The 22,849-nt window shown below is 35.2% G+C and carries 21 protein-coding genes; 9 read left to right on the forward strand and 12 right to left on the reverse strand.

Annotated features, from left to right (window positions below; genetic code table 11):
• Positions 1-5: 5 nt before the first annotated feature.
• Entirely contained in the window at positions 6-242 is a 237-nt protein-coding gene (locus PSU83_RS10250) for a FeoA family protein (RefSeq protein WP_300589331.1), read from the reverse strand.
• A 74-nt stretch (positions 243-316) separates the two neighbouring features.
• Complete coding sequence (locus PSU83_RS10255; RefSeq protein WP_300589332.1) at positions 317-991, reverse strand: SCO family protein; 675 nt, start codon at positions 989-991, stop codon at positions 317-319.
• A 170-nt stretch (positions 992-1,161) separates the two neighbouring features.
• On the opposite strand from PSU83_RS10255, the gene PSU83_RS10260 reads away from it, so the two are divergent.
• Positions 1,162-3,216 (forward strand): M13 family metallopeptidase, encoded by a 2,055-nt coding sequence (locus PSU83_RS10260; RefSeq protein ID WP_300589333.1) that lies wholly within the window; start codon positions 1,162-1,164, stop codon positions 3,214-3,216.
• 25 nt (positions 3,217-3,241) lie between these two features.
• Here PSU83_RS10260 and PSU83_RS10265 read toward each other — a convergent pair whose 3' ends face one another.
• The 6 genes from PSU83_RS10265 to PSU83_RS10290 are packed head-to-tail and all read right to left on the reverse strand — an operon-like array spanning position 3,242 to position 10,593.
• Positions 3,242-3,493 carry a hypothetical protein gene (locus tag PSU83_RS10265; RefSeq protein WP_300589334.1) on the reverse strand — a complete coding sequence of 84 codons (252 nt, stop codon included), beginning with the start codon at positions 3,491-3,493 and terminating at the stop codon, positions 3,242-3,244.
• Positions 3,494-3,498: 5 nt separating this feature from the next.
• Entirely contained in the window at positions 3,499-5,445 is a 1,947-nt protein-coding gene (locus PSU83_RS10270; protein WP_300589335.1) for an alpha/beta fold hydrolase, read from the reverse strand.
• 40 nt (positions 5,446-5,485) lie between these two features.
• Positions 5,486-6,319, reverse strand: coding sequence for an SDR family oxidoreductase (locus tag PSU83_RS10275; RefSeq protein WP_300589336.1), 834 nt, complete (start codon positions 6,317-6,319; stop codon positions 5,486-5,488).
• Complete coding sequence (locus PSU83_RS10280) at positions 6,316-8,703, reverse strand: M20/M25/M40 family metallo-hydrolase (protein ID WP_300589337.1); 2,388 nt, start codon at positions 8,701-8,703, stop codon at positions 6,316-6,318. Before PSU83_RS10280 ends, PSU83_RS10275 begins: the two co-directional genes overlap by 4 nt.
• Before the next feature lie 11 nt (positions 8,704-8,714).
• The gene (locus PSU83_RS10285) at positions 8,715-9,065 is read right to left on the reverse strand and encodes a hypothetical protein (RefSeq protein WP_300589338.1); all 351 of its coding nucleotides are present in this window, start codon (positions 9,063-9,065) and stop codon (positions 8,715-8,717) included.
• Position 9,066: 1 nt separating this feature from the next.
• Positions 9,067-10,593: a bifunctional GNAT family N-acetyltransferase/carbon-nitrogen hydrolase family protein gene (locus PSU83_RS10290; RefSeq protein ID WP_300589339.1), complete on the reverse strand. Its 1,527-nt coding sequence runs from the start codon at positions 10,591-10,593 to the stop codon at positions 9,067-9,069.
• Positions 10,594-10,784: 191 nt separating this feature from the next.
• On the opposite strand from PSU83_RS10290, the gene ssb reads away from it, so the two are divergent.
• From ssb to PSU83_RS10305, 3 genes are all read left to right on the forward strand, one after another.
• On the forward strand, positions 10,785-11,117 hold the full coding sequence (gene ssb / locus PSU83_RS10295; RefSeq protein WP_300589340.1) for a single-stranded DNA-binding protein: 333 nt from the start codon (positions 10,785-10,787) through the stop codon (positions 11,115-11,117).
• A gap of 12 nt (positions 11,118-11,129) precedes the next feature.
• Positions 11,130-11,570 carry an HRDC domain-containing protein gene (locus PSU83_RS10300; RefSeq protein ID WP_300589341.1) on the forward strand — a complete coding sequence of 147 codons (441 nt, stop codon included), beginning with the start codon at positions 11,130-11,132 and terminating at the stop codon, positions 11,568-11,570.
• A 192-nt stretch (positions 11,571-11,762) separates the two neighbouring features.
• Complete coding sequence (locus PSU83_RS10305) at positions 11,763-12,260, forward strand: hypothetical protein (protein WP_300589342.1); 498 nt, start codon at positions 11,763-11,765, stop codon at positions 12,258-12,260.
• 3 nt (positions 12,261-12,263) lie between these two features.
• On the opposite strand, the gene PSU83_RS10310 is transcribed toward PSU83_RS10305, so the two are convergent.
• From PSU83_RS10310 to metG, 4 genes are all read right to left on the reverse strand, one after another.
• Positions 12,264-12,887 (reverse strand): chloramphenicol acetyltransferase, encoded by a 624-nt coding sequence (locus PSU83_RS10310; RefSeq protein WP_300589343.1) that lies wholly within the window; start codon positions 12,885-12,887, stop codon positions 12,264-12,266.
• Between the two features lies 1 nt (position 12,888).
• Positions 12,889-13,578, reverse strand: coding sequence for an HAD family hydrolase (locus PSU83_RS10315; RefSeq protein ID WP_300589344.1), 690 nt, complete (start codon positions 13,576-13,578; stop codon positions 12,889-12,891).
• A 232-nt stretch (positions 13,579-13,810) separates the two neighbouring features.
• Entirely contained in the window at positions 13,811-14,326 is a 516-nt protein-coding gene (locus tag PSU83_RS10325) for a ferritin (RefSeq protein WP_300589346.1), read from the reverse strand.
• 60 nt (positions 14,327-14,386) lie between these two features.
• Positions 14,387-16,444 (reverse strand): methionine--tRNA ligase, encoded by a 2,058-nt coding sequence (gene metG, locus PSU83_RS10330; protein WP_300589347.1) that lies wholly within the window; start codon positions 16,442-16,444, stop codon positions 14,387-14,389.
• 145 nt (positions 16,445-16,589) lie between these two features.
• Here metG and PSU83_RS10335 point away from each other — a divergent pair, with 145 nt between their 5' ends.
• The 5 genes from PSU83_RS10335 to PSU83_RS10355 all read left to right on the forward strand — a co-directional run bounded on the left by PSU83_RS10335 (position 16,590) and on the right by PSU83_RS10355 (position 22,821).
• Positions 16,590-17,546: an LD-carboxypeptidase gene (locus PSU83_RS10335; protein ID WP_300589348.1), complete on the forward strand. Its 957-nt coding sequence runs from the start codon at positions 16,590-16,592 to the stop codon at positions 17,544-17,546.
• A gap of 119 nt (positions 17,547-17,665) precedes the next feature.
• Positions 17,666-18,025, forward strand: coding sequence for a YraN family protein (locus tag PSU83_RS10340; RefSeq protein ID WP_300589349.1), 360 nt, complete (start codon positions 17,666-17,668; stop codon positions 18,023-18,025).
• A gap of 83 nt (positions 18,026-18,108) precedes the next feature.
• Positions 18,109-20,283 (forward strand): M12 family metallo-peptidase, encoded by a 2,175-nt coding sequence (locus PSU83_RS10345; RefSeq protein ID WP_300589350.1) that lies wholly within the window; start codon positions 18,109-18,111, stop codon positions 20,281-20,283.
• Positions 20,284-20,429: 146 nt separating this feature from the next.
• Complete coding sequence (locus PSU83_RS10350; protein WP_300589351.1) at positions 20,430-21,056, forward strand: response regulator transcription factor; 627 nt, start codon at positions 20,430-20,432, stop codon at positions 21,054-21,056.
• A 145-nt stretch (positions 21,057-21,201) separates the two neighbouring features.
• The gene (locus tag PSU83_RS10355) at positions 21,202-22,821 is read left to right on the forward strand and encodes an ATP-binding protein (protein ID WP_300589352.1); all 1,620 of its coding nucleotides are present in this window, start codon (positions 21,202-21,204) and stop codon (positions 22,819-22,821) included.
• Positions 22,822-22,849: the final 28 nt, after the last annotated feature.

Consider the following 22,849-nt stretch of genomic DNA (forward strand, 5'->3'; position numbering starts at 1 on the left):
TTTGACTATTTCTCGTGCAGTTCGACTTGAATCTCATGTGCCGTTTCTTTTCGAATTGCTAAATGAGAACCATTGTTTACATTAAGATATATTGGATCGCCAAGTGGTGCAATTTGCAAAACTTCTACTTCGTTATCTGGCAAACAACCCATTTCTAAAAGTTTTAGAGGTATTTTGTCCAAATCAACATAGATGATGGTTGCTTTGTCTCCAATTTTTAATAAATCAATAGTAGTTTTCAATGCTTATTTAGATTGAATTAAGATTACAAAAGTAAGCATAAAAATAGAACATAAAATGATAATTATCAGTTTAACTAATTTTTGTCCGTTTCTGATAGCCAATTGATATCGTCAATTAAGCGTTTAACTTCTTCTTTTTTGGTTCCGTCATAAAATCCACGAACGCGTTTTTCAGCATCGACAAGCACGAAGTTTTCGGTATGAACCATGTCGTACAACTCGCTTGGTTTTCCCAATTTTACTGCCAAATACGATTTTCGTGCCATGGTGTAAATGTCTTTTTTATCGCCAGTAACCAAATTCCATTTGGAATCGATGACTCCTTTTTTCAAAGCATATTTTTTCAGAACCGGAACGCTATCAATTTCTGGAGTTACCGTATAGGACAAAATCATCACATCCGGATTATGGACAAAAGCTTTTTGCACATCAACCATATTGTCGGTCATAATAGGACAAATTGAACCGCAAGTTGTAAAGAAGAAATCGGCAACATAAATTTTACCTTCGTAGTCTTTTTGGGTAATGATTTTACCGTTTTGATTAACAAATGAAAAGTCGGCAATCTTGTGTTCACGAGCTATATATTGTACGGTAGAATCCACCAATTCTGGATTCACATCTGAAGGATTGTATACTGGTAGTGTTTTAATAGGCTTTAAAACATTGTAAAAAAGGAAAATAGTAATGATGGAAAAAACCGCAAAAGTTCCTATGAAAATTCTGTATTTTTTTATAAAATCAAACATAATTTTTTATTTCATATCATTTTTAACCGAAGATCTGGAGTGCAAAAGTACGAAAGCAAGCTATTGATTGTAACATTTTATATGCGTTAAAGACTTATATTTTTGTTAAAATATTTTTTCTTTACTTAGAAACGATAAATTTGTACAAACTAACAAACAAACAACTACGTATGAACTTCATTTCAAGCTCAAAAACATTGGTAACTGCTCTTGTCATTGCAAGTGCTTTTCAAATCAATGCACAGCAAAAAGCACCAGGAATCAATACGTCCCTCATGGACAAGTCGATTAGTCCAAAAGACAATTTCTTTCAATTTGTAAACGGAACATGGTTGAAAAATACCGAGATCCCCGCTGATAAAACCCGTTGGGGAAGTTTTGATGAATTGCGTCAAAATACAGATAAGGACGCACTGGCAATCTTAAAAGAAGCCACAAACAATCCAAAATATGCACCAAATACAGATCAAGGTAAAGCAATCAGCATGTACAAAGCCGCTATGGACACTGTGGCAAGAAACAAGCAAGGAATTGATCCAATCAAACCTTATTTAGCAAAAATTAATGCCGTTAAGAACGTCAAAGATTTACAAAAATTAATGATGGAACAAGAAGCTAAAGGCGGAGGCGTTGGTTTCTTCGGATTTGGAATTGGAGCAGATGACAAAAATAGTAATAGAAATGTTGTTGGTCTTGGACCAGGCGGTTTAGGTTTACCTGACAAAGATTATTATGTTTCAGAGGATAAAGATTCTAAGGAAAAAAGAGAGAAATATCAGGTTCACGTTGCTAGAATGTTAGCATTTCTTGGAGAAACTCCAGCACAAGCAAAAGCAGATGCTGTGAAAGTTTTGGCTTTAGAAATAGAAATGTCTAAACCCAGACTGGACAGAGTAGAGAGAAGAGATCCAAAAAAACAATACAATCCAACTGCTATTGGTGATTTGCAAAAAATGACTCCGATAATCGATTGGAATGCGTATTTAAAAGGTATTGGATTGACAAAAGTGGATACCGTTGTTGTTTCCCAACCAAGATATATTGCCGCTTTACAAACTATTTTCACAGAAAACAAAGTTGATGATTGGAAAGCGTATATGCGTTGGAATTTAATAAGAGGCGCATCAGGACAATTGTCTACCGACATTGAAACGGCTAACTGGGAATTCTACGGAAAAGCGTTGACTGGAGCTTTGAAACAAAGACCACGTCACGAAAAAGCGCTTCAAGTAGTTAACGGAACTGTTGGTGAAGCTTTAGGGAAACTATATGTTGAGAAAATGTTCCCAGCAGAAGCAAAGGATAAAGCGTATAAAATGATTAAAAACGTGATGCGTGCTTATGAAAATAGAATCGATAACCTAATATGGATGTCGGCTGAAACCAAAGTAAAAGCAAAAGAAAAATTAAATGCATTAACCATTAAAATTGGTTATCCTGACAAATGGAAAGACTATTCTGCTTTAGTTGTTAAAAGCCCTGCTGATGGAGGAAGTTATTTTGACAATCTTAAAAATGTATCAGATTGGAACTGGAAACTTGATCTTGATAAAATGGGGAAACCAGTAGATAAAACAGAGTGGGGAATGTCACCACAAACCGTAAACGCGTATTACAATCCATCTTACAACGAGATTGTTTTCCCAGCAGCGATTTTACAACCGCCTTTCTATGATTATAAAGCGGATGAAGCAGTAAATTATGGTGGAATTGGAGCGGTAATCGGACACGAAATCTCACATGGTTTTGATGATCAAGGAGCAACCTATAACGCAGAAGGAAATCTTGTTGACTGGTGGACGGCTGATGATTTGAAAAAATTCACTGCTTTAGGTGATGCTTTAGCGGACCAATATTCGGCTTTAGAACCCTTACCTGGAATACACGTTGATGGTAAATTTACATTAGGAGAAAACATTGGAGATTTAGGCGGAATCAATGCTGCTTATGACGGTTTACAATTGTACTTGAAAGAAAATAAAAGTCCAGGATTAATTGATGGATACACGCCAGAACAACGTTTATTTATTTCTTGGGCAACCATCTGGAGAAGTAAAATGCGTGACGAAGCTTTGAAAAATCAAGTTAAAACAGATCCGCATTCACCTGGAATGTACAGAGCTTATGTTCCTTTGTTAAACTTAGATACGTTCTACAGCGCTTTTGATATCAAAGAAGGTGATGGAATGTATGTTGAGCCAACCAAAAGAGTAAAAATCTGGTAATCAGAAAAATTTAGAATAAAAAACCTCAAGATAGTTCTTGAGGTTTTTTTATGCTTTTTACTAATCCAATAATACTTATAATTACCCAAGTTCCTTCAAGAATTATGAAGGGCCAAAATAGAAGTAATACCGAAGCAAAACAAGCAATTCCACTTCCAACAATATTCATCCAAAAGAATAAAGCTCCATCTCGATCTATTATTGAAAAAACACTTAGGAAATAGGCAATAAGTGTTACGCCAACGCCAACCATTCCAATGATATCAGTGGTATTCATTAAAATTAGTTGAGTAAATAGTTTTCCATAAATTTAATTACAGCCAAGCGTTGAAAGTCAACATTTGGCTTTTTCTTGAATCCGTGACCTTCATCTTTTGCTTCCAAATACCAAACTGTATTTCCCTGTGCTTTTAGTTTATCACGCATCTGCAGCGCTTCTGTTAACGGAACTCTTGGGTCGTTTGTTCCCTGAATAATAAACATTGGCTTCTTGATTTTATCGGTGTTGTTCAACGGAGAAATCTTATCCAAAAAGGAATACATTTTTGGATTTCGTTCATCGCCATATTCTACTCTTCGCAAATCTCTGCGGTATTCTTCTGTATTTTTCAGAAACGTATTGAAGTTTGAAATCCCAACAATATCCACAGAACATTTGATTCTATCTGCGTAATGAAAAGCGGTCGCCAATGTCATGTAACCGCCATAACTTCCGCCCATAATCATAATTCGGTCTTTATCTAATTCGGGTTGTAAGGCAATCCAATCTAAAAGCGCCCCAATATCTTTTACAGAATCTTCACGTAAAAATCCGTTGTCTTTAGCAATATACGTTTTTCCAAAACCTGATGAACCTCGAACATTTGGATAAATAATGGCAATTCCCATTTCAGTAGTGTAGTAATTATTGGCGCCTAAAAATGAGGCTGAAGACTGACTTTCTGGACCGCCGTGAATTTGAATAATGACGGGTCTTTTCCCGGAAAATTTTGGAGAGGCAGGATAATAAAAGCCAGATATTTTTAATTTATCAAAACTATTCCATTCAATAAATTTAGGCTTTGACATATTTTCTACCTGCATTTCGCCCAGTTCGCTTCCCGTCCAGCGAACGATTTCATCTGAACTTAATTTAAGCTGATACACATCTGAAGAAGAATCTTCAGTAGATTGCGTGAAAAAAAGAGAACTTCCGTTTTTTGTAAATCCAATACCACCAATTGATCCAATTGGAATATTTTTCACTTCACTGTAATTTTTAGTTGCGGTATCCATCAAATACAATTTGTTCACACCGCCTTCATTGGTTATAAAAGCCAATTTAGTTTTGTCTTGTGTCAAAGTATATTGCGCAACATCCCAAGGAATTGAGGAAGTATAATAAGTGATTTTTTTGGATGATAAGTCCATAATAGCCAATCTCTGGAACTCATTATTTCTATCGGTTACCAACCAAATCTCATTTGGATTTTGCGAATATTCAGCTTTGGTCTGAACAATATTTTTGTCTGTTCTAGGGGTAACTTCAGATAATGTTGAAGTTTCAGTATCTACTGTCCATATATGCGATTCGTTTGCCGAAATATATTCTTGAACTAACAAAATTTTTCCATCAGAAGAAAGACTTCCAATGCTCCAACCGCCGCCTTTTACCTCTAAAATCAGTTTAATGCTTTTTGGATCATTCGGATTCATATAATAAATATCGCGATCGCCACCATTTCGTTTGGTTGAAGAAAAATAAAATCCCGACCCATCTTTTTTCCAAGTAAGATCACCGTTTTGAGACCTTCCGCCATCCGTCAGCAAAGTAGAGGCTAACGTTTTTAGATTCATGCTGTACAGCTGTCCAAATTCATTTCCGCCACTATCTTTAGAATAAACAATATACTCGCCTTTTGTTGGTTCGAATGCGCCACTACTCATCGGTTCATCAAAAAAAGTGATTTGTTTTCTCGCGCCCATCGGTTGGGAAACGCTGTGCAATTGGTTTGTGGTACCAAAACGTGTGGTTATTATAATTTCGTCTTTTGTTGGATTGACGGATACAAACGAAGCCCCACGTGATTCGGTATATTTTTTCACTTGATTGGATAAATCCTTTGAAATTTCCGGAATATTTTCAGTAATCAGATTCTCATTTGGAACGACTACATTTTTATTTTGCTGCGCGTTGACAAATACTGTCGAAGGCAGTAAGAGCAATAAAAAGAACTGCTTTGCATTCATAGTTAGTGAGTTTAATTTTAGAATATATCAAAGATAGATTTTAAAGTGAACCGAATTTATAGTTTAAAATATTTTCGATTTTATCAGAGGAAACTATTTTTCCTGTTCCTAGTTTTTTTTCATCAAATTCGGGTAAAAGCAAATTTAGTTCCAAAGCTTTTTGGGTATAATAGTGTTTTCGTGTTGGATGAAAAGGATTAACAACATTGAAGGTTTGTTGCCAATCCCAAGGAATCGTTTCGGTTTGGTTTAGCCCTAATTCAATAATTTTTTCAATGATTCCGATACAATCTTTTTGATGAATAAAATTAATGGGTAGATCCGGATTTTCAATGATTTTTTTTCCTACTAATACGCGGGTTGGATCTCGATCTTCGCCTATTAATCCGCCAAATCGCAGCACTGTAGTTTTGAAATTTGGATTTTTTTGCAAAAGAATTTCAGTTGCTACCAATTGCTTTCCACTTTCGGTAATTGGATTCGGTTTAGTTTCTTCTGTGACAATAAAATTAGAAACTGCGCTATCGCCATAAACAGAGGTTGAACTTATGAAAATCACTTTTTCAACAGCTGATTTTTCGATAAACGGAATAAGATTTTGAATCTTTTGGACAAAATTTTCGCTTCCTTCATTTCTCAATTTTGGTGGAATATCAATAATCAGAATTTCGGAATTATCTAAAAATAAATTGATTTCTCCTTTAATTTGGCTTTCGCCGATTTCAATTTGAAAAGCTTGAATGCCAATATTTTCTAGAACTGAAATTTTCTCAGGTGAAGTCGTTGAACCATGCACTGAAAATCCGTTTCCAATTAATGATTTTGCTAAAGGCAATCCTAGCCATCCGCAGCCTAATATGGAAATTTGTTTCATCTTTTTAAAGTGTCAACAGCAATTTTTAAAGTATCTCTGCTTTTTGGATAATTTCTCAAAATGGGAACTTCTTCCATTACTCTGACAGAAGGTTTTATTTTCTGCGTTATAATAATGGCATCGTTTAAAACGAAGGGTGTCGGAATCATTGCTGAATTTCTTGGTTTTACTTTTAATGCCTGATTCGAAAGTAGATCAAACGAACTTTCGACTAAACTTAAATCTAGTTTTTCTGTTTTTGAAATTGAAAATTCCAGTTCCAGCGGAAGATTATCAACCACAAAATACGTAAGCATTTTTTTAGACGTTTTAGACGTCATATTGCTTTTAAAATTTATCGATTGCACGCCATTAGCTCTTAGACTATTAATCTGAATAGCATTATTTATAAAAATATCGTAGCGGTTCACCTTTCGATTTGGCGTGACTTTTATTTTATACAAATGTTGGTTTCCTTTTATCGTATCGCGCAAAAATTCAATCGTTGGTTTGGCAAAATTCTGCAACGGTGCCTGAGCCATGAATGTATATTTTGAGCCATATTTACTTGATGTAGTAGTGCTATTTAGCTGCGAACCGTCTTTTGGTTTTTCGCCCAAGTACATTTTTGTCCACACATCCAAATTAGTATCATAAGTTGCCCAGTTCGCTTTATTAGTATCGCCATTTAAAATATAAACCAAGCTATTTGGTTTTGCTTTTTCAGTAGTATAAGCCGAAGAATAATGCGCTTTTATAAAGAATCCGATAGCAACTAAAAAGAAGGCCAGCGCCCAAATTCCTTTTCTGGCAAATGAACCAAAAATCGGTAACAGTAAAGTAAAAGTCAACCCCGTTAAAATAGCACTTCCAAAAAGAATTTTTAGACCTAAACCAACAGGAAACATTGTGATAAATGGAACAAGAAGGACTAAGGTTGGAACAGCCAAAAGACAATTCAAAATCCAACGCGACTTTTGCGTAAGCACATACAATCCGAGCATTAAGGAACTAAATAGAACTGGAATAATCAAAAATCCGGCGCCTTGAAGTTTGAAAGCAATTCCGAGATTGATTAGTAGCCAAAGAAATAATGGTGCGACCATTTGACTCATTTCTGGATTGCGTTTGCCGTTATTTTGATAAAATAGAAAGCATATTGCCAAGCTCAAACTCGCAAAAGCATAAATATAATCATGACCATTATAGGTGAACCCTTGAAGAATATCAGTGTATTGTGGATAAAAATTCAGCATCAGTTTCCAGCCAACATAAGTAATTAATCCTGCTGAAACCAACGAACCTAAAAGCGGTACAAAGCCTTTAATGATTTCGTCTAACCGCAAGGCTCTTTTTCCTAATCCAATAAAAACGAACAGCAATAACAATCCGAAACCCAGAATCAGCATTGGGAAAATCCAGTTAAAAGGATAACTCATAAATCCGAAAGGAACATTGAAATACACATCGTCGTCGGTCGAATTCAAATTGGTTAAATCGGCATTCGAAAAATAATTTAACAACGGAAAAAGATAACTTCCTTGGTGCGCCAACGTTTTCGGATCTAAATTTTGATACGAATCTTGCGCTGTATGATAATTAAAATGGCTGTCGATAAAAGCGAAATTGTATCCCTGAATTTTTCCTTGTTCTCTAAAAACAGTCAAATCGGTATCGTTCGGAAGCATTTTGTAAATACTGTACATCAACGAATTTGAAACAGGATAAGTAGCGTTTCCAGCTTTAAACGCATCGACCATTTTTGAGTTTCCGTCATTGGTTTCCATTAGCATATAACTTGGTCCCGAACTTCCGCGTGCTTCAAAATTCAAAACCAAACCTACTTCTTTCGCGAATTGATGTTGTGTTACAAAAAGTGCTGCGCCGTTCAATCCCAATTCTTCTGCATTGGTAAAAAGAATTATAATGTCATTTTTATGCGCTGTTTTGTTATGGAGAAAAGCACGAACACTTTCTAAAATCGTTGCAATTCCCGAAGCATCATCACTCGCGCCTTTTGATTTCGAATGAGGAGCCGAATCATAATGCGAAAGTAACAGCAAAGCTTTGGAATTTTTCGAACCTTTTATCTTCACTATAATGTTTTTGGCTTTTACTAAAGTGCCTTTTTCGGTCATGGTAAATCCTTCCTGAATCGAAGGTTCTAATCCTAAATTCTGCAATTCCTTCTGCAGATACGTCGCAACAACTTCGTGGTTTTTGGAACCAACATAATGCGGTTGTTTTGAAATTTCCTTTACAATATCTAAAGCTCTTTTGGTTGAAAACTCAGAAAGTGATGCTTCAGTTTCGTCGTAGCTTTGTGGCATCATACAAGTGAAAATGCCAAAAATTAATGCCGATAGCACTAGTAGGGAATATAAGGCAGTGAAATTTTTTCTCATTTTTAGTTGGCTTAAATGTCTTTTTTAACTAACATATAGGTATCGGTTTCCAACAGGCGGTAGCCTTGATCATACACAAAAAAGTAGGTGTTTCCCGTGCTTGTATTTAAAACGTTGGTGTAAAATTCGAAATCAAAACCTTTACTCAATAGTTTCGCTTTGGTTGCTTTGGCTTTTCCATCAATGTTGAGACCCGTTAAAATGCGGTAATTTTTGCGTAACTTATTATTGATGTTCCGCATATAATTAGTGCTGTCCTTGTTCATTTTGTTGTTGTAGGCATTGCGACAGCCATCGCTACAGAACTTTTTGTCCTCACGACCGACAATTTTTTCACTACATTCTAAACAGGTTTTATTCATATTACTTTATTTTTTTCAAATTATACAAATCAGTTCTTCGGTCTTTCATGGTTTTTACGCTTCCGTGTTCGTGTAATTCTTTTAATAAATTAATATCGACATCAACAATCAAGGTCATTTCGGTATTTGGCGTTGCTTCCGCTTTGACACCATTGCTCGGAAAAGCAAAGTCCGAAGGAGTGAAAACTGCCGCCTGCGCATATTGAATATCCATATTATTAACTTTGGGTAAGTTCCCAACACAACCTGCGATTGCAACATAACACTCGTTTTCAATGGCGCGAGCTTGCGCACAATGTTTTACACGAGTATATCCATTTTGTGTATCCGTTAAAAAGGGAACAAACAAAATATTCATTCCTTCATCAGCCATTAATCTTGAAAGTTCAGGAAACTCCACATCATAGCAAATTACAATTCCGATTTTTCCGCAATCGGTGTCGAAAGTTTGAATGGTATCTCCACCTGTAATTCCCCAATGAAAAACTTCGTTGGGCGTGATGTGGATTTTTGTATAAATTTCTGTCGTTCCATCTCGTTTACAAAGAAAACCTGCGTTGTATAAAACTCCATCATCTAAGTAAGGCATGCTTCCAGAGATAATATTTATGTTGTATGAAATAGCGAATTCTTGGAACTTCTTTTTGACAGGTTCGGCATGTTTTGCTAATTCTCGGATAGCATCCGCTTCTGAAAGATGATTGTAATCGGCCATTAATGGCGCAATGAAAAGTTCTGGAAATAAGGCAAAGTCACTGCTGTAACCAGAAACGGCATCAATAAAAAATTCTGCCTGATCAAAAAATTCGTCCAGATTATTTAGCGGACGCATTTGCCATTGGACCAATCCGAGTCGAATAACACTCTTTTCAGTATTGATTAATTTTGGACTTTCATCATAATAAATATTGTTCCATTCTAATAAAACAGCGAATTCCTTAGAGCTTTTATCATCTTCCAAATAATTTTTCATAATGCGCATCACGTGAAAATCATTGCTTAATTGAAATGATAAAACAGGATCATGCAGTTCTTTCTTTTTGATTTTTTCGATGTAGGCTTTTGGAGTAAGTTCAGAAGAATGTTTGTTGTAGTTTGGAATTCTTCCGGCAAAAACGATTGATTTCAAATTCAGTTGTTCGCACAATTCTTTTCGGGCATCGTACAATCTTCTTCCCAATCGCAATCCTCTATAATTGGGATGAATAAAAACATCTATACCATATAAAATTTCTCCTTTTGAAGAATGAGTTGAAAACGTATAGTTTCCGGTAATCGATTTATAGTTGTGATTTTTATCGACTAAATCTTCATTCAAAATCAATGAAAGTGCTGAACCTACTACTTTTCCATTAGCTACAATTACCAATTGACCTGCCGGAAAAATTTGTAATAATTTTTCAATTTGCACTTCGTTCCAATAGCTATTTTCCATTTCAGGATAGGCTTGAATCATGGAGCTTTTCAACTCCTTATAATCTTCAAGTTCTAAATTCCGCAGTTCTATTGTGTTTATTACTTGACTCATAAATTATTGATTTACATCAAATATAATAAAAATATTTCCGCTTACAAACGCTTACAAATAATTACAACCGAAAGTAAATGGTTAGTAACCGAATAATTTACGCCATCTACCACAACTTTGCATTGTTGAATTCAAACACCCATTTCAACAAACAAAATTATTTTAACATTAACATTTAAATTTTAAACGCCATGAATGCAATGAAAAACAGAGTACAGTTAATTGGAAACGTAGGACAAGATCCAGAAATTAAAACGTTTGACGGAGGAAAAAAAGTAGCTAATATTACGATTGCTACCAATGAATCTTATACCAACGACAAAGGGGAAAAAGTAGAACAAACCGAATGGCACCGAGTAACTGCTTGGGGAAAAGTAGCTGACATTATTGAAAAGTATGTTACTAAAGGAAAGGAAATCGCAATTGAAGGAAAGTTGACGCATAGAAATTACGAAGATAAAGACGGTGTCAAACGTTATATTACCGAAGTGGTTGCAAATGATATTCTGTTAATAGGAAAATAAAATCCTAACGCTATGAATATTAAGGTATTTAACATTCGGCTCAATAAAGAGCATTGTCAAAATGATCAAAGCATAATGAACGAATTCTTGGATTCGGTTGAGGTTAAATTAACATCAACGAATTTTGTAACCACCGCTAACGAGGATTTTTGGTCAGCGGCGGTTTTCTTTGAGCCAAAAGGGGTTAATAAAGAAAAAATAGAGAAAAAATTTTCAGAAGAGGACTTAGTGCCAAACGAACTTAAAACCTTCAAAGCCTTACAAATTTGGAGAAATGATCTCGCCAAAAAGTTAGACTGGTCTTCATTCAGGATTTGCCATAATTCTCATTTAATGGCTATTGCCAAGGCGAATCCACAAAACTTGTTTGAATTAGAAAATATTTCAGGTTTTGGAAAATTAAGAACAGAAAAGTATGGTGACGATATTATTGCTGTCTTAAATGCTTTATAAGTCATTATTTATTTTTTATTTAAAGCGGTAAAGTGAAAATTTACCGCTTTTTATTTTGCAAAATTGTAAAGATTTAACTTAGAAAACAGCAAGTTGTCAACACGAAAAGGTTTTCGGTAGTGGTTTTGAGGTAATGGATTTACATTTATTAAACAATAAGTTTAAATTTAAAATGTCAAAACAAGCATAACCATGAATAGATTAAAATTTCTTCTGATTTTAATTGCGGCAAATCTTGCCGTTAATTCTGGTTTTGCACAAGTGGGAATCAACACCACAACCCCTTTAAGCACATTAGATATTAATGGAAATCTTACTATTAAGGAAATAGGTATTGTGAATGCTAACGTTTTAGGTTCCGCTAGTTTTAATGGTGGGGCCAGCGGTTCGGCGAAACCAATAGATGATGGTGTGTATATATCATTGACCCCAACATTCGGAAATGTTGAGTTTATTTTGCCTAATGCAGTAAATGTCCCTGGAAGGATTTATGTTTTGCGAAATATTTCAACTACCGACAATGCTATTTTATATAGTTTTGGGGGAAAATTTTTCGCCAAAGATTCTAGTAATGCAACTTGTCCACTTTGTCCAGGAACGACAACATCATTTTTAACATTGCCTTATAATGGATTGCTAAAAACCCTTATTGTAATTAGTGATGGATTAAATTGGACGTATTTTTTTTAGAAACTAATAGCTCATCAATTCTTCAAAACAGCTTATAAATTCCCCAACCGTATAACCATCCATCAATCCATGGTGCACATGAATTGACATATTCATAGTCTTTTTGCCATTTTCATCCATCATTTTGCCAAACGAAATCTTTGGACAACTATCTGGAAATGTGAAACTTCTTGCATGTGAAAAAGATGAAAAGTTTATCCAAGGCATTGCCGAGAAATGAATTAGATTTTCCGGAAATTCGCGAGTAATAAGTCCAGTTGTATTTTGGATTCTTTCAATTTCTTTTTTTGTCGTATCAGCAAACAGCGTAATGTCCTGTGAATATTCCATATAGGAAAATCCAAAAGTTTTATCGGCTCGAAGAATTGTGGCAGAGGCATCAATTTGGTCAAAAATATAAATGGCATCTTCAATAATTCGATACCGAAATGGTTCAATTGTATTGACCGCAGTTAATGTTTTGTGCAAATAGTAAGTAAAAAAAGAAATAAGTTGTTCCTTAGATTTTGCATAAGCAATCGTGCAGTCAATAGGAACGGTTACCCCAAAAAAAGGTTCTTCCATTTGCTTAAAAAACAAGAAATGTTCTTTTCGGTTCCAAGTGTTGAGGTCTAATTTTTGCTTCACGTTATTTTAATAAAATTTCTAAAACATCCGATATTTTTTCCATCGTTCTGAAGTTGGGATGTTCCACTTTATGACCGATTTTTTCGTGTTCCCAAGTCGTGTGAAACGGAATATGCACGGCATGACCGCCAATTGCTAAAACAGGAAGCACATCCGATTTTAAAGAGTTTCCAATCATGAAAAATTCTTCTGGTTTAATTTCTAAACGGCCTAAAAGTTTTTGATAATTGATTTCCTGTTTATCTGCCATTACTTCGATGTGGTGAAAATAAGGTCCCAAACCGGATCGATGCAATTTGCTTTGTTGATCTTTCAAATCGCCTTTAGTCGCAACAATCAATTTGTATTTTCCTTTTAACGCTTCTAGTGTCTCTTCAACACCATCTAGTAATTCGATAGGTTTTTCAAGTAATTCTTTTCCGTACAGAATGATTTTTTCAATAATTTCCAACGAAATAGTATTGTTTGAAATCGTCATTGCCGCCTCAATCATCGACAGAATATAGCCTTTTATTCCGTATCCATACAAATTAAGATTAGCAATTTCTGTTTTGAATAATTCTTGGGATAAACTGTGGTGCGTTAGGTAATTACTCATTAATGCACAAAATTTTTCTTCTGTTTCCTGAAAGTAAGGTTCGTTGATGAAGAGCGTATCGTCAGCATCGAAAGCAATAACTTTTAATTTCATAGTATCGTATTTAGTAAAAAAAACTCCGTCACTAAGAAGGAGTTTTATATTTTTTTAATAGATCAAACATGGGGCAGCGCTTGCATCGCTTGCTTTCCTTTTTTTTATATTTTTCACAACAACTCGACTTGCATTTTTCAGCAATGTTGTGAAGCTTAATAAGAATTTTTTCTTGCTTCTTTTTCGATAAAAGTTTCTCTTTATTACTCAAAATGAGTGAATTTCGGATTAATTATTGGGTAATTGCCGTAGTGCTTTTAATTGCAATTTGTTGAATATCTCGGTCAAATAAGTAGAGTCCGCCTTTGTCATCTCCAATTAAGTTTATTTTGTCCAAGATGGTTTTTGCCTGCGCTTCCTCTTCAATTTGTTCCGCTACATACCATTGTAAAAAGTTGTGCGTCGCATAATCTTTCTCTTCAAAAGTTACGTGAACCAGTTCGTTGATAGAATTTGAAACAAATAATTCGTGAGCATAAAGTTCTTCAAACATTTCTTTCATTGTTCCGAAAGAAGTTTTTGGCGCTTTCAAATCGGTTACCGTAGCATGTCCGCCACGTTCGTTGACATACTTAACCAATTTCAGCATGTGCATACGCTCTTCGTCTGATTGAGCATACATAAACTGAGCAACACCTTCTAATCCTTGTATTTCTGCCCAGCAAGCCATAGATAAATACACTTGAGAAGATTCAGCTTCAATTCGGATTTGCTTGTTTAATGCGGTTTCTATATTTTTTGATAACATATTTTTCTTTTTTTATAAAGTTAAAAATAAATCTTTTAAGGGTATTAATTTTTGTTGTTTTTAACTAATTAAAGCACCATTATCAACGCCATCGGCATCTGGATTTACGAAAACCAATTTGCCTTCTTTGTTGTTGGTCATCAAAATCATTCCTTCGCTATCCACACCACGTAAAGCTCTTGGAGCTAAATTTATTAAAACCGTAACCCGTTTTCCAATGACCTCTTCAGGTGAAAAATGTTCGGCAATTCCGGAAACAATAGTTCTTACGTCTAAACCGGTATCTACTTTCAATACTAAAAGTTTATTTGCTTTTGGCATCTTTTCAGCTTCTACAATAGTTCCGACTCTTAAATCTAATTTCGCGAAATCATCAAAAGTTGAAGTTTCCTTTTGAGGTTCAGTGACTTTGTTTTCCATTGCGTTGGCGGTTTTTGTAGCTTCTAATTTTGCTATTTGTTTTTGGATTTCGGCGTCTTCAATTTGGGCAAATAGAATAGCTCCGATACCAATTTTGTGTCCAGCCGGAATCAAATCGGATGATGTCGCAATTGTATCCCAAGAAGCCACATTGTGTTGCAAAGTTGTCACCAATTTTTTTGATGTAAACGGTAAAAATGGCTCACATAAAGCAGCTAAAGCAGCGGCAATTTGTAACGCCACATACATTTGGGTTTGAACACGTTCTGGATCGGTTTTCACCATTTTCCATGGTTCTTCGTCTGCTAAATATTTATTACCTAATCGTGCCACATTCATCAATTCGACTTGTGCCTCACGGAATCTGTAGCGTTCGATTGAAGAAGAAATAACAGCAGGATATGCTTTTAATTCGGCCAATGTTCGTTCGTCAACTTCACTAAATTCATTTGGATTTGGAACAATTCCGTCGTAATATTTATTGGTTAAAACCACTACACGATTGATGAAATTTCCAAAAACTGCTGCTAATTCGTTATTGTTTCTCGCCTGAAAATCTTTCCAAGTAAAGTCGTTGTCTTTAGTTTCTGGAGCATTTGCGGTCAATGCGTAACGCAAAACGTCTTGTTTGTCTGGGAAATCCTGTAAGTATTCATGAAGCCAAACGGCCCAGTTTTTAGAAGTTGACAATTTGTTTCCTTCTAAATTTAAGAATTCATTTGCCGGAACATTATCCGGTAAGATATAGGTTCCTTCGGCTTTTAACATCGCCGGGAAAATAATGCAATGAAAAACGATATTGTCTTTACCGATGAAGTGAACCAATTTGGTATCATCTTTTTTCCAATAATCTTCCCAATTTTTTCCTTCTCGTGAGGCCCATTCTTTGGTAGCAGAAATGTATCCAATTGGCGCATCGAACCATACATATAATTTTTTTCCTTCGGCGCCTTCAACCGGGACATCGATTCCCCAGTCTAAATCACGAGTTACTGCACGTGGTTTTAATCCGTCATCCAACCACGATTTTACTTGGCCCAAAACATTAACTTTCCAATCTTTAGCGTGATCCACTAAAATCCATTTCGTTAAAAAATCTTGGTACCGATCTAGCGGCAAAAACCAATGTTTAGTTGATTTCAATATGGGTGTATCTCCAGTAATAGTTGATTTTGGATTGATTAGATCAGTCGCGTTCAAAGTAGAGCCACAACGTTCACACTGATCACCATACGCTTCTGGGTTGTCACATTTTGGGCACGTTCCCGTTACGAATCGGTCAGCCAAAAACTGATCTGCTTTAGCATCATACAACTGCTCGGTAACTTCTTCAATGAAATCGCCTTTGTCGTATAATTTTCTAAAAAATTCTTGCGCTGTATCGTGATGAATTTTGGAAGATGTTCTCGAATAATTGTCAAACGAAATTCCGAAATCAATAAACGACTGACGAATAATTGCATCGTATTTATCGATAACTTGCTGAGGCGTAATGCCTTCCTTTTTGGCTTTCATCGATATCGCAACGCCGTGTTCATCGCTTCCACAAATGAATGCTACATCTTTCCCTTGTAATCGTAGGTAACGAGCGTATATATCGGAGGGTACATAAACTCCGGCCAAATGACCAATATGAATTGGGCCATTAGTGTATGGCAAAGCTGCTGTAATTGTATATCTGTTTGGATTTTCTAACATAAAAAGTTTTATAAAATTCTGATGGAATTCCGAAGTTTTGCAACAGAAGGAAGTGCAAAAATAAGTATTTTTAAGCCAAGATTTCACTTATTAATTTCGGATTTGTTTACTTTTGAAAAGTCTATATTCAAATTAAAACGGATTAATGCGAACGCTTATACTTTTACTATCTTTAATTTCAATTTTCTCTTATTCTCAAAAAAAGATGATTACACCAGCTTATTTACAAAAAGGCGATACGATTGCCATAGTTTCTACAGCGCGAAAAAACATTGACGATAATTTAAAACCGACGATTGATCTGCTCGAAGGTTGGGGTTTGAGCGTAGTAATAGGAAAAACGATTGGTTTGGATTATTACCAATTAGCGGGAACAACGGAACAACGTGCAGCTGATTTTCAGGAACAGATGGATAATCCAAATATCAAAGCAATTTGGTGCGTTCGAGGTGGATACGGCACAGTAAAAATGATAGATTTATTAGATTTTTCCAAATTTAAACAAAATCCAAAATGGATTATTGGCTTTAGCGATGTCACCGTTTTGCACAGTCATTTGAATAATTTGGGTTTCGAATCCATACACGGAATAATGCCAGTAAGTGTAGCAAGAGCGACTGATGAAGCCAAAAACTCATTATGCGCAGCGCTGTTTAATGATAAATTACAATACACTTTAGATTGCGATGCCTTAAATCATAATGGAAAAGCCAAAGGCGAATTAGTCGGTGGAAATTTGTCTATTTTATACAGTTTATTAGGTTCGCCATCTGCTATTGATTGTAGTGATAAAATTCTTTTTATTGAAGATCTGGATGAATATTTATACCACATCGACCGAATGATGACAAACTTGAAACGCAACGGATGTTTATCTAGCTTGAAAGGTATAATTGTGGGAGCAATGACCGACATGAAAGACAACGATATTCCATGGGGAAGAAATGCCTTAGAGATTATTGAAGATACTGTTAAAGGATTAAATATCCCGATCATTTACAATTTCCCAGCCGGACATATCAGAGACAATCGTTCTTTGATTTTTGGAAGACAGGTTTCAATGGAGGTCAATGATAAGGAAAGTACCGTGACATTCGAGTAGATTTTTAGATTGACTTGGACTTCTTAGAAAGTTAGATTAATACAATAAGTCTAAAAATCTAAATCAGTCTAAAAATCTAATTAATTTAAGGAGTCTAACCAACTAAGTAGTCTAAAACCATGGCTGAACATAATGAACTTGGAAAGTTTGGAGAAGAATTGGCTGTAGCATTTCTGAAAAAAGAAGGCTATACTATTTTAGAAACCAACTGGACATTTCAAAAAGCGGAAATCGATATTATTGCGCAAAAAGACACTGTTTTAGCTGTTGTTGAGGTTAAAACGCGTTCGTCTATTGAGTTTGGATTACCACAAGATTTTGTTAAACCAAAGAAAATCCAATTACTAGTGAAAGCCGTAAATGAATACATCGTTTCCAATGATTTAAATGTTGAAGTTCGCTTTGATATTATTGCAATTTACAAAGAAGACAAAGACTATAAAATGGAACATATTGTAGATGCTTTTTACTATTTCTGATTAAACAATTCCTAAAAACAGACATAAAAATTTGTTTTGTGCTGAATTTCAATAACTTTACAAAAAAAACACAATTTACTAGCATGAAAAAACACCTACTATTAACTGCATTATTTTGCTTGACAAACCTCGCGGCACAAAATAAAGTCGCAGAAAAGGTTTCGGAATTACAAAGGCTGAACGCAAAATTCACTCCAATTTCTGTATTGTTGCCAACTCAAGATGCTAATGATACTGCTGTAAATAAAGTGGTTGACGGAGCTACATTAGCAACAATAAATTTGCAAAATGTTAATGACATTGTTTCCAATAAATATGGATCAATCGAACTAGAAATTCCATATCAAAACCGAACTATTTCTATGCTTCTGTATAACGTAAATCCATTTGCAGAAGGTTTTCACGTAGATACTGATAAGGGTGAAAATGTTGCCTATCAAAAAGGAGTTTACTATCGTGGTATTATAAAGGGAGATACTAAATCGGTGTCATCATTCAACTTTTTTAATGGAGAATTCAATGGCATCATATCCAATGCTGAATTAGGTAATATCGTTGTTGGTAAATTAGAAAAACAAAACAATCAGACCGATTATGTCGTGTATTCTGATGTTAAAATGAAAATATTTAATGATTTTGATTGTCATGTGAAAGGCGAAGGAGAACCAATTATAAACAATGGTGAAAACAATAGAAATGTGAATAGCGAAAGATGTGTTGGCTTTTATTTTGAGGTTGACAATACCATTTTTCAAGCTAACGGTAATGATGAAACCGCCACAACTAACTGGATGACTTCTGTTTTTAATAACGTTCAAACTTTATACGCCAACGAGGGAATTACAGTCGGTTTAAAATCAATATTTATTTGGACAGCTCTCGATCCGTTCGAAGGCATTGGAACAGGTTCGAGTGCTTATCTAAACGCCTTCAGACAAAACACGCCGATTTTTGATGGTGATTTGGGTATGCTTGTCGGTATTGATCCGGGCGGCCTTGGAGGTGTAGCTTTTTTGAACACACTTTGTTCTACTAATAATTACGCTTATTCAGATGTTAATATTACGTACAACACTGTTCCGTTGTATTCTTGGACAGTACAAGTTATTGCTCACGAGTTTGGTCATTCAATGGGTTCGAGTCACACCCATGCCTGTGTTTGGAATGGAAATAATACTAGAATTGATGGCTGTGGTCCAGCAGCAGGGTATAGCGAAGGAAACTGTGCAACAGGACCAATCCCATCATCCACTGACAAGGGAACGATTATGAGTTATTGCCATTTAGTTTCAGGTGTTGGAATCAGTTTAAGTAACGGATTTGGACCTCAACCCGCAGCACTTATTTTAAACAATGTCAACAGTAGAACTTGTTTAAGTTTTGATTGTGCAGGCAGTTGCCCCAATACTATAAGTGATGTAGAGGTAACTAATATCACTCCAACATCGGTAACGGTTTCTTGGTACGATTTAGGTTCAGCAACCTCATGGCAAGTTGCGGTCACACCTTTTACTTCTTCTCCACTTGTCTGGAATACAGTTACTGGAGTTAGTACTTACACAGCTTCGGATTTAAATCCAAATACCTATTATAGGGTCAATGTCCGACCATTTTGCGACGGAATTGAACCAGCAGTAAAGGAAAAAATAGTTGCTACTTCATCTACAAATTTCTGTGCTAATGTTCCTTTTACAGACACTGGAGGAACTACGGATACTTATACAAATATGCAAACTTGGGTGAGAACTATGAAGCCAAACAATCCAGGCCTGAAACTTAAAGTGACCTTCTCAAGCTTCAGCTTAGAAAACACGTACGACTTTTTATATATTTACAATGGTTCAGATGAGTTTTATCCAAGCTTGACACCAACAGGTTTAACAGGAACAACAAATCCAGGAACTTTTAATTCAACTGCAGCAGATGGATCATTAACTTTTAAATTTGAATCAGATGAAGCTGTAGTAGCGTCAGGATGGAATGCCACTGTAACGTGCACAGGAACATTGGGTATTGATGATGCAGAGTTCTTAGATTACAGTTATTATCCTAATCCAACTACCGGAAAAGTAAATATTAATTCTAAAGATGCCATCACAGAAATAGCTGTATATTCTATTCAAGGTCAGTTATTGTTCAGTCAAAAATTGAATGAATTGAGCACAAGTGTTGATATTTCGCAGTTTGCAAAAGGGACGTATTTCTTTAAAATGAAAATCAATGAAAAGGAAACTAATTTCAAGATTTTGAAAATGTAATTTCAAATAGTACAAGTTAGAAAAGCTTCGAGAAATCGGGGCTTTTTTTTGTGACTACAATTTTTTCTAGATAGGAATCACTACGCTCATTTACGTATTTCAAAAAAGATTTACTATTTTTAATATTGTAACGTAATTCACTACCCATGAAAAAACGAATTGGCATTGTAGAGGACAACCATGATTTGCGTGAAGCTTTATGTATGATGATTCAGTTTACCGATCAATATGAGTTGGCAGAAAGTTTTGAAAATGCAGAATCAGCCCTTACAACATTACCTTTATTGGATGTTGATGCCGTTTTGATGGATATCAATCTTCCGGGAGAAAGCGGAATAATTTGCGTGAATAAGCTCAAAAGTGTTTGCCCTAAGGTTTTAGTTTTGATGTGCACTTCGTATGAAGATGATATTAAAATTTTTCAGAGTCTGGAAGCCGGTGCCAGCGGTTACATCTTAAAAACCGAAGGCCCGGCCAAAATCGTAGGTGCTTTAGACGAATTATTTGAAGGCGGAAGTCCAATGAGCAGCAGTATTGCCCGAAAAGTAGTCGCCAGTTTTTCTAAAATGGCATCTCAAAATAAATTAACAGAATCGTTAACGGCTCGGGAAAACGAAATACTCAATTTATTGGCAACAGGACAAATGAACAAAGAAGTGGCGGCCAAGTTGGAAATTAGTCACGGAACCGTTCGCAAGCACATCCAAAACATTTACGAAAAACTTCATGTCAACACTCGAGTAGAAGCAGTAAATTTATATCTGAAACGCTAAAGCATTGCGAATGAATTACTATGTAAAATGGTTTGTGTTTTTGATTTTCGCAAAGGGTAACGCGCAGAACACTGTTGAAAAAAATAAATTGCAGGAACTTAAAAATTGTAAAACGGAACAGTGTAAAATTGCGAAAACTTTCCGATTGGCAGAATACTATTTGGAAACTGACAATATAAAATTATCGCAATATTGGTTAGAAAAAACAAAGGATTTGGTCTCGCCTAAAGTGACCGATTCTACAACTGTTTTTATTCACAGTCTGCAATCTGAACTTTATTATTATGATGGCTTATTTCAATTTGGTACTAACGAAGCGGAAAAAGCAATTGAAAAAGCAACTAAACTCAGAGACAGTTTGCTGATTGCCGATGGCTATTTTTTCAAAGGAATCAATCAGTTTGAAATGAGTGAATACAATGAAGCTGAAAAATTACTTTGGAAAGCAAGAAATTTTCAACCCAAAACAATTAGAAACAATAGAATCAGAAGTGCTATTCAAAATGAGTACATTTTCAATAATATTGCTCAATTAAAATTGAAAAAGCAGCAGCCTGATTCAGCAATTTGGTATAATTTGAGAGCGTATCAGTTCGCGAAGCAAAATCAAAGCAAGCGCGGTATACCGAATACAGAACAAACCTTTGGCCAAATCTATCTTCAAAAGCAAAACCGTGATAGCGCGGCAATTTATCTACAAAGGAGCTTATTTTCTGCGCAAAAAAGTAATTATTTTGATGTGGTTTTACTAGATTATGGCTACTTAATGAGTTGTTTTGACAAAAATCAGGAAGTTGCCGATCAGTATTTTGAAAAGGGACAGAAATTAATCGATACCAAAATTATTAACTTGGCTTTTAAACGCCTTTTCTATAACATAGCACTAGATGTTTTCCAAAAAAATAATCAGATTGATAAAGTAGCTTTTGTTCAGCATAAGATAATTGCAATTGATGATAAAACCAAACTAAAAGGGAATAGCTACATTCAGAACATTACAGAGCAATATGCTAAAAATGAAACCAAACTGCTCAAACTCCAAATAGATGAACTGAAGAAGGAACGTGAATTTTCTATTCTGCAGCTTATTGCAGCCTTACTTTCCGTAGTATTACTTTCATTGGTCATTATTATTATCAGAAGGAAAAATAAATTGCAAAAAAATCTACTTCGTCAGAAAAATGAAATCAGTAAAGATTTGCATGACGATATTGGGAGCGGTTTAAGTAGCATTTTAATTCATGCCGACCTACTTTTAAAAAGTGGTGATGCTGATGAAAAACAAAAATTATTAGCTTCAAAAATCGGTCAAACAGGAAAAGAGATTTCACAGCGATTAAATACCTTCATTTGGTCGTTAAACGCCGAACATAATACTTTGCAGGATTTCTTAGAATACTTGAAGCACTATGGAACAACTCTTTTTGATGAAACAGCAGTAAAATTTACATTCGATAATGAGATTTATGATACAGAAATTATAAAAATGAACGGGCAAATGCGTAAAAATTTGTTTTATGCCGTTAAAGAAGTTCTGAATAATTCGCTAAAACATGCTAATGGCACAAGTTTAGATTTGACAGTAAGGTTGCTTCCATCAAATCAACTGCAAATCCGAATTCAAGATAACGGAAGTGGAATTGTTAAAGAGAATTCTTTTGGAAACGGCTTGAAAAATATTCAAAATAGGGTAGAAGAATTAAAAGGAACTTCTACCGTGAAAACCGATAGTGGACTGCTTACCGTTATTTCAATTCCGTTATAAATACATTTTTACTGTAAGAAAAAAAGCT

The sequence above is a fragment of the Flavobacterium sp. genome (genome assembly GCF_029945805.1).
Classification (GTDB): Bacteria; Bacteroidota; Bacteroidia; order Flavobacteriales; family Flavobacteriaceae; genus Flavobacterium.

Coding starts and splice junctions, on each gene's coding strand:
- PSU83_RS10255 (WP_300589332.1), bottom strand. CDS start 991: ATGTTTGATTTTATAAAAAAATACAGAATTTTCATAGGAACTTTTGCG.
- PSU83_RS10260 (WP_300589333.1), top strand. CDS start 1,162: ATGAACTTCATTTCAAGCTCAAAAACATTGGTAACTGCTCTTGTCATT.
- PSU83_RS10265 (WP_300589334.1), bottom strand. CDS start 3,493: ATGAATACCACTGATATCATTGGAATGGTTGGCGTTGGCGTAACACTT.
- PSU83_RS10270 (WP_300589335.1), bottom strand. CDS start 5,445: ATGAATGCAAAGCAGTTCTTTTTATTGCTCTTACTGCCTTCGACAGTA.
- PSU83_RS10275 (WP_300589336.1), bottom strand. CDS start 6,319: ATGAAACAAATTTCCATATTAGGCTGCGGATGGCTAGGATTGCCTTTA.
- PSU83_RS10280 (WP_300589337.1), bottom strand. CDS start 8,703: ATGAGAAAAAATTTCACTGCCTTATATTCCCTACTAGTGCTATCGGCA.
- PSU83_RS10285 (WP_300589338.1), bottom strand. CDS start 9,065: ATGAATAAAACCTGTTTAGAATGTAGTGAAAAAATTGTCGGTCGTGAG.
- PSU83_RS10290 (WP_300589339.1), bottom strand. CDS start 10,593: ATGAGTCAAGTAATAAACACAATAGAACTGCGGAATTTAGAACTTGAA.
- ssb (WP_300589340.1), top strand. CDS start 10,785: ATGAATGCAATGAAAAACAGAGTACAGTTAATTGGAAACGTAGGACAA.
- PSU83_RS10300 (WP_300589341.1), top strand. CDS start 11,130: ATGAATATTAAGGTATTTAACATTCGGCTCAATAAAGAGCATTGTCAA.
- PSU83_RS10305 (WP_300589342.1), top strand. CDS start 11,763: ATGAATAGATTAAAATTTCTTCTGATTTTAATTGCGGCAAATCTTGCC.
- PSU83_RS10315 (WP_300589344.1), bottom strand. CDS start 13,578: ATGAAATTAAAAGTTATTGCTTTCGATGCTGACGATACGCTCTTCATC.
- PSU83_RS10325 (WP_300589346.1), bottom strand. CDS start 14,326: ATGTTATCAAAAAATATAGAAACCGCATTAAACAAGCAAATCCGAATT.
- metG (WP_300589347.1), bottom strand. CDS start 16,444: ATGTTAGAAAATCCAAACAGATATACAATTACAGCAGCTTTGCCATAC.
- PSU83_RS10335 (WP_300589348.1), top strand. CDS start 16,590: ATGCGAACGCTTATACTTTTACTATCTTTAATTTCAATTTTCTCTTAT.
- PSU83_RS10340 (WP_300589349.1), top strand. CDS start 17,666: ATGGCTGAACATAATGAACTTGGAAAGTTTGGAGAAGAATTGGCTGTA.
- PSU83_RS10345 (WP_300589350.1), top strand. CDS start 18,109: ATGAAAAAACACCTACTATTAACTGCATTATTTTGCTTGACAAACCTC.
- PSU83_RS10350 (WP_300589351.1), top strand. CDS start 20,430: ATGAAAAAACGAATTGGCATTGTAGAGGACAACCATGATTTGCGTGAA.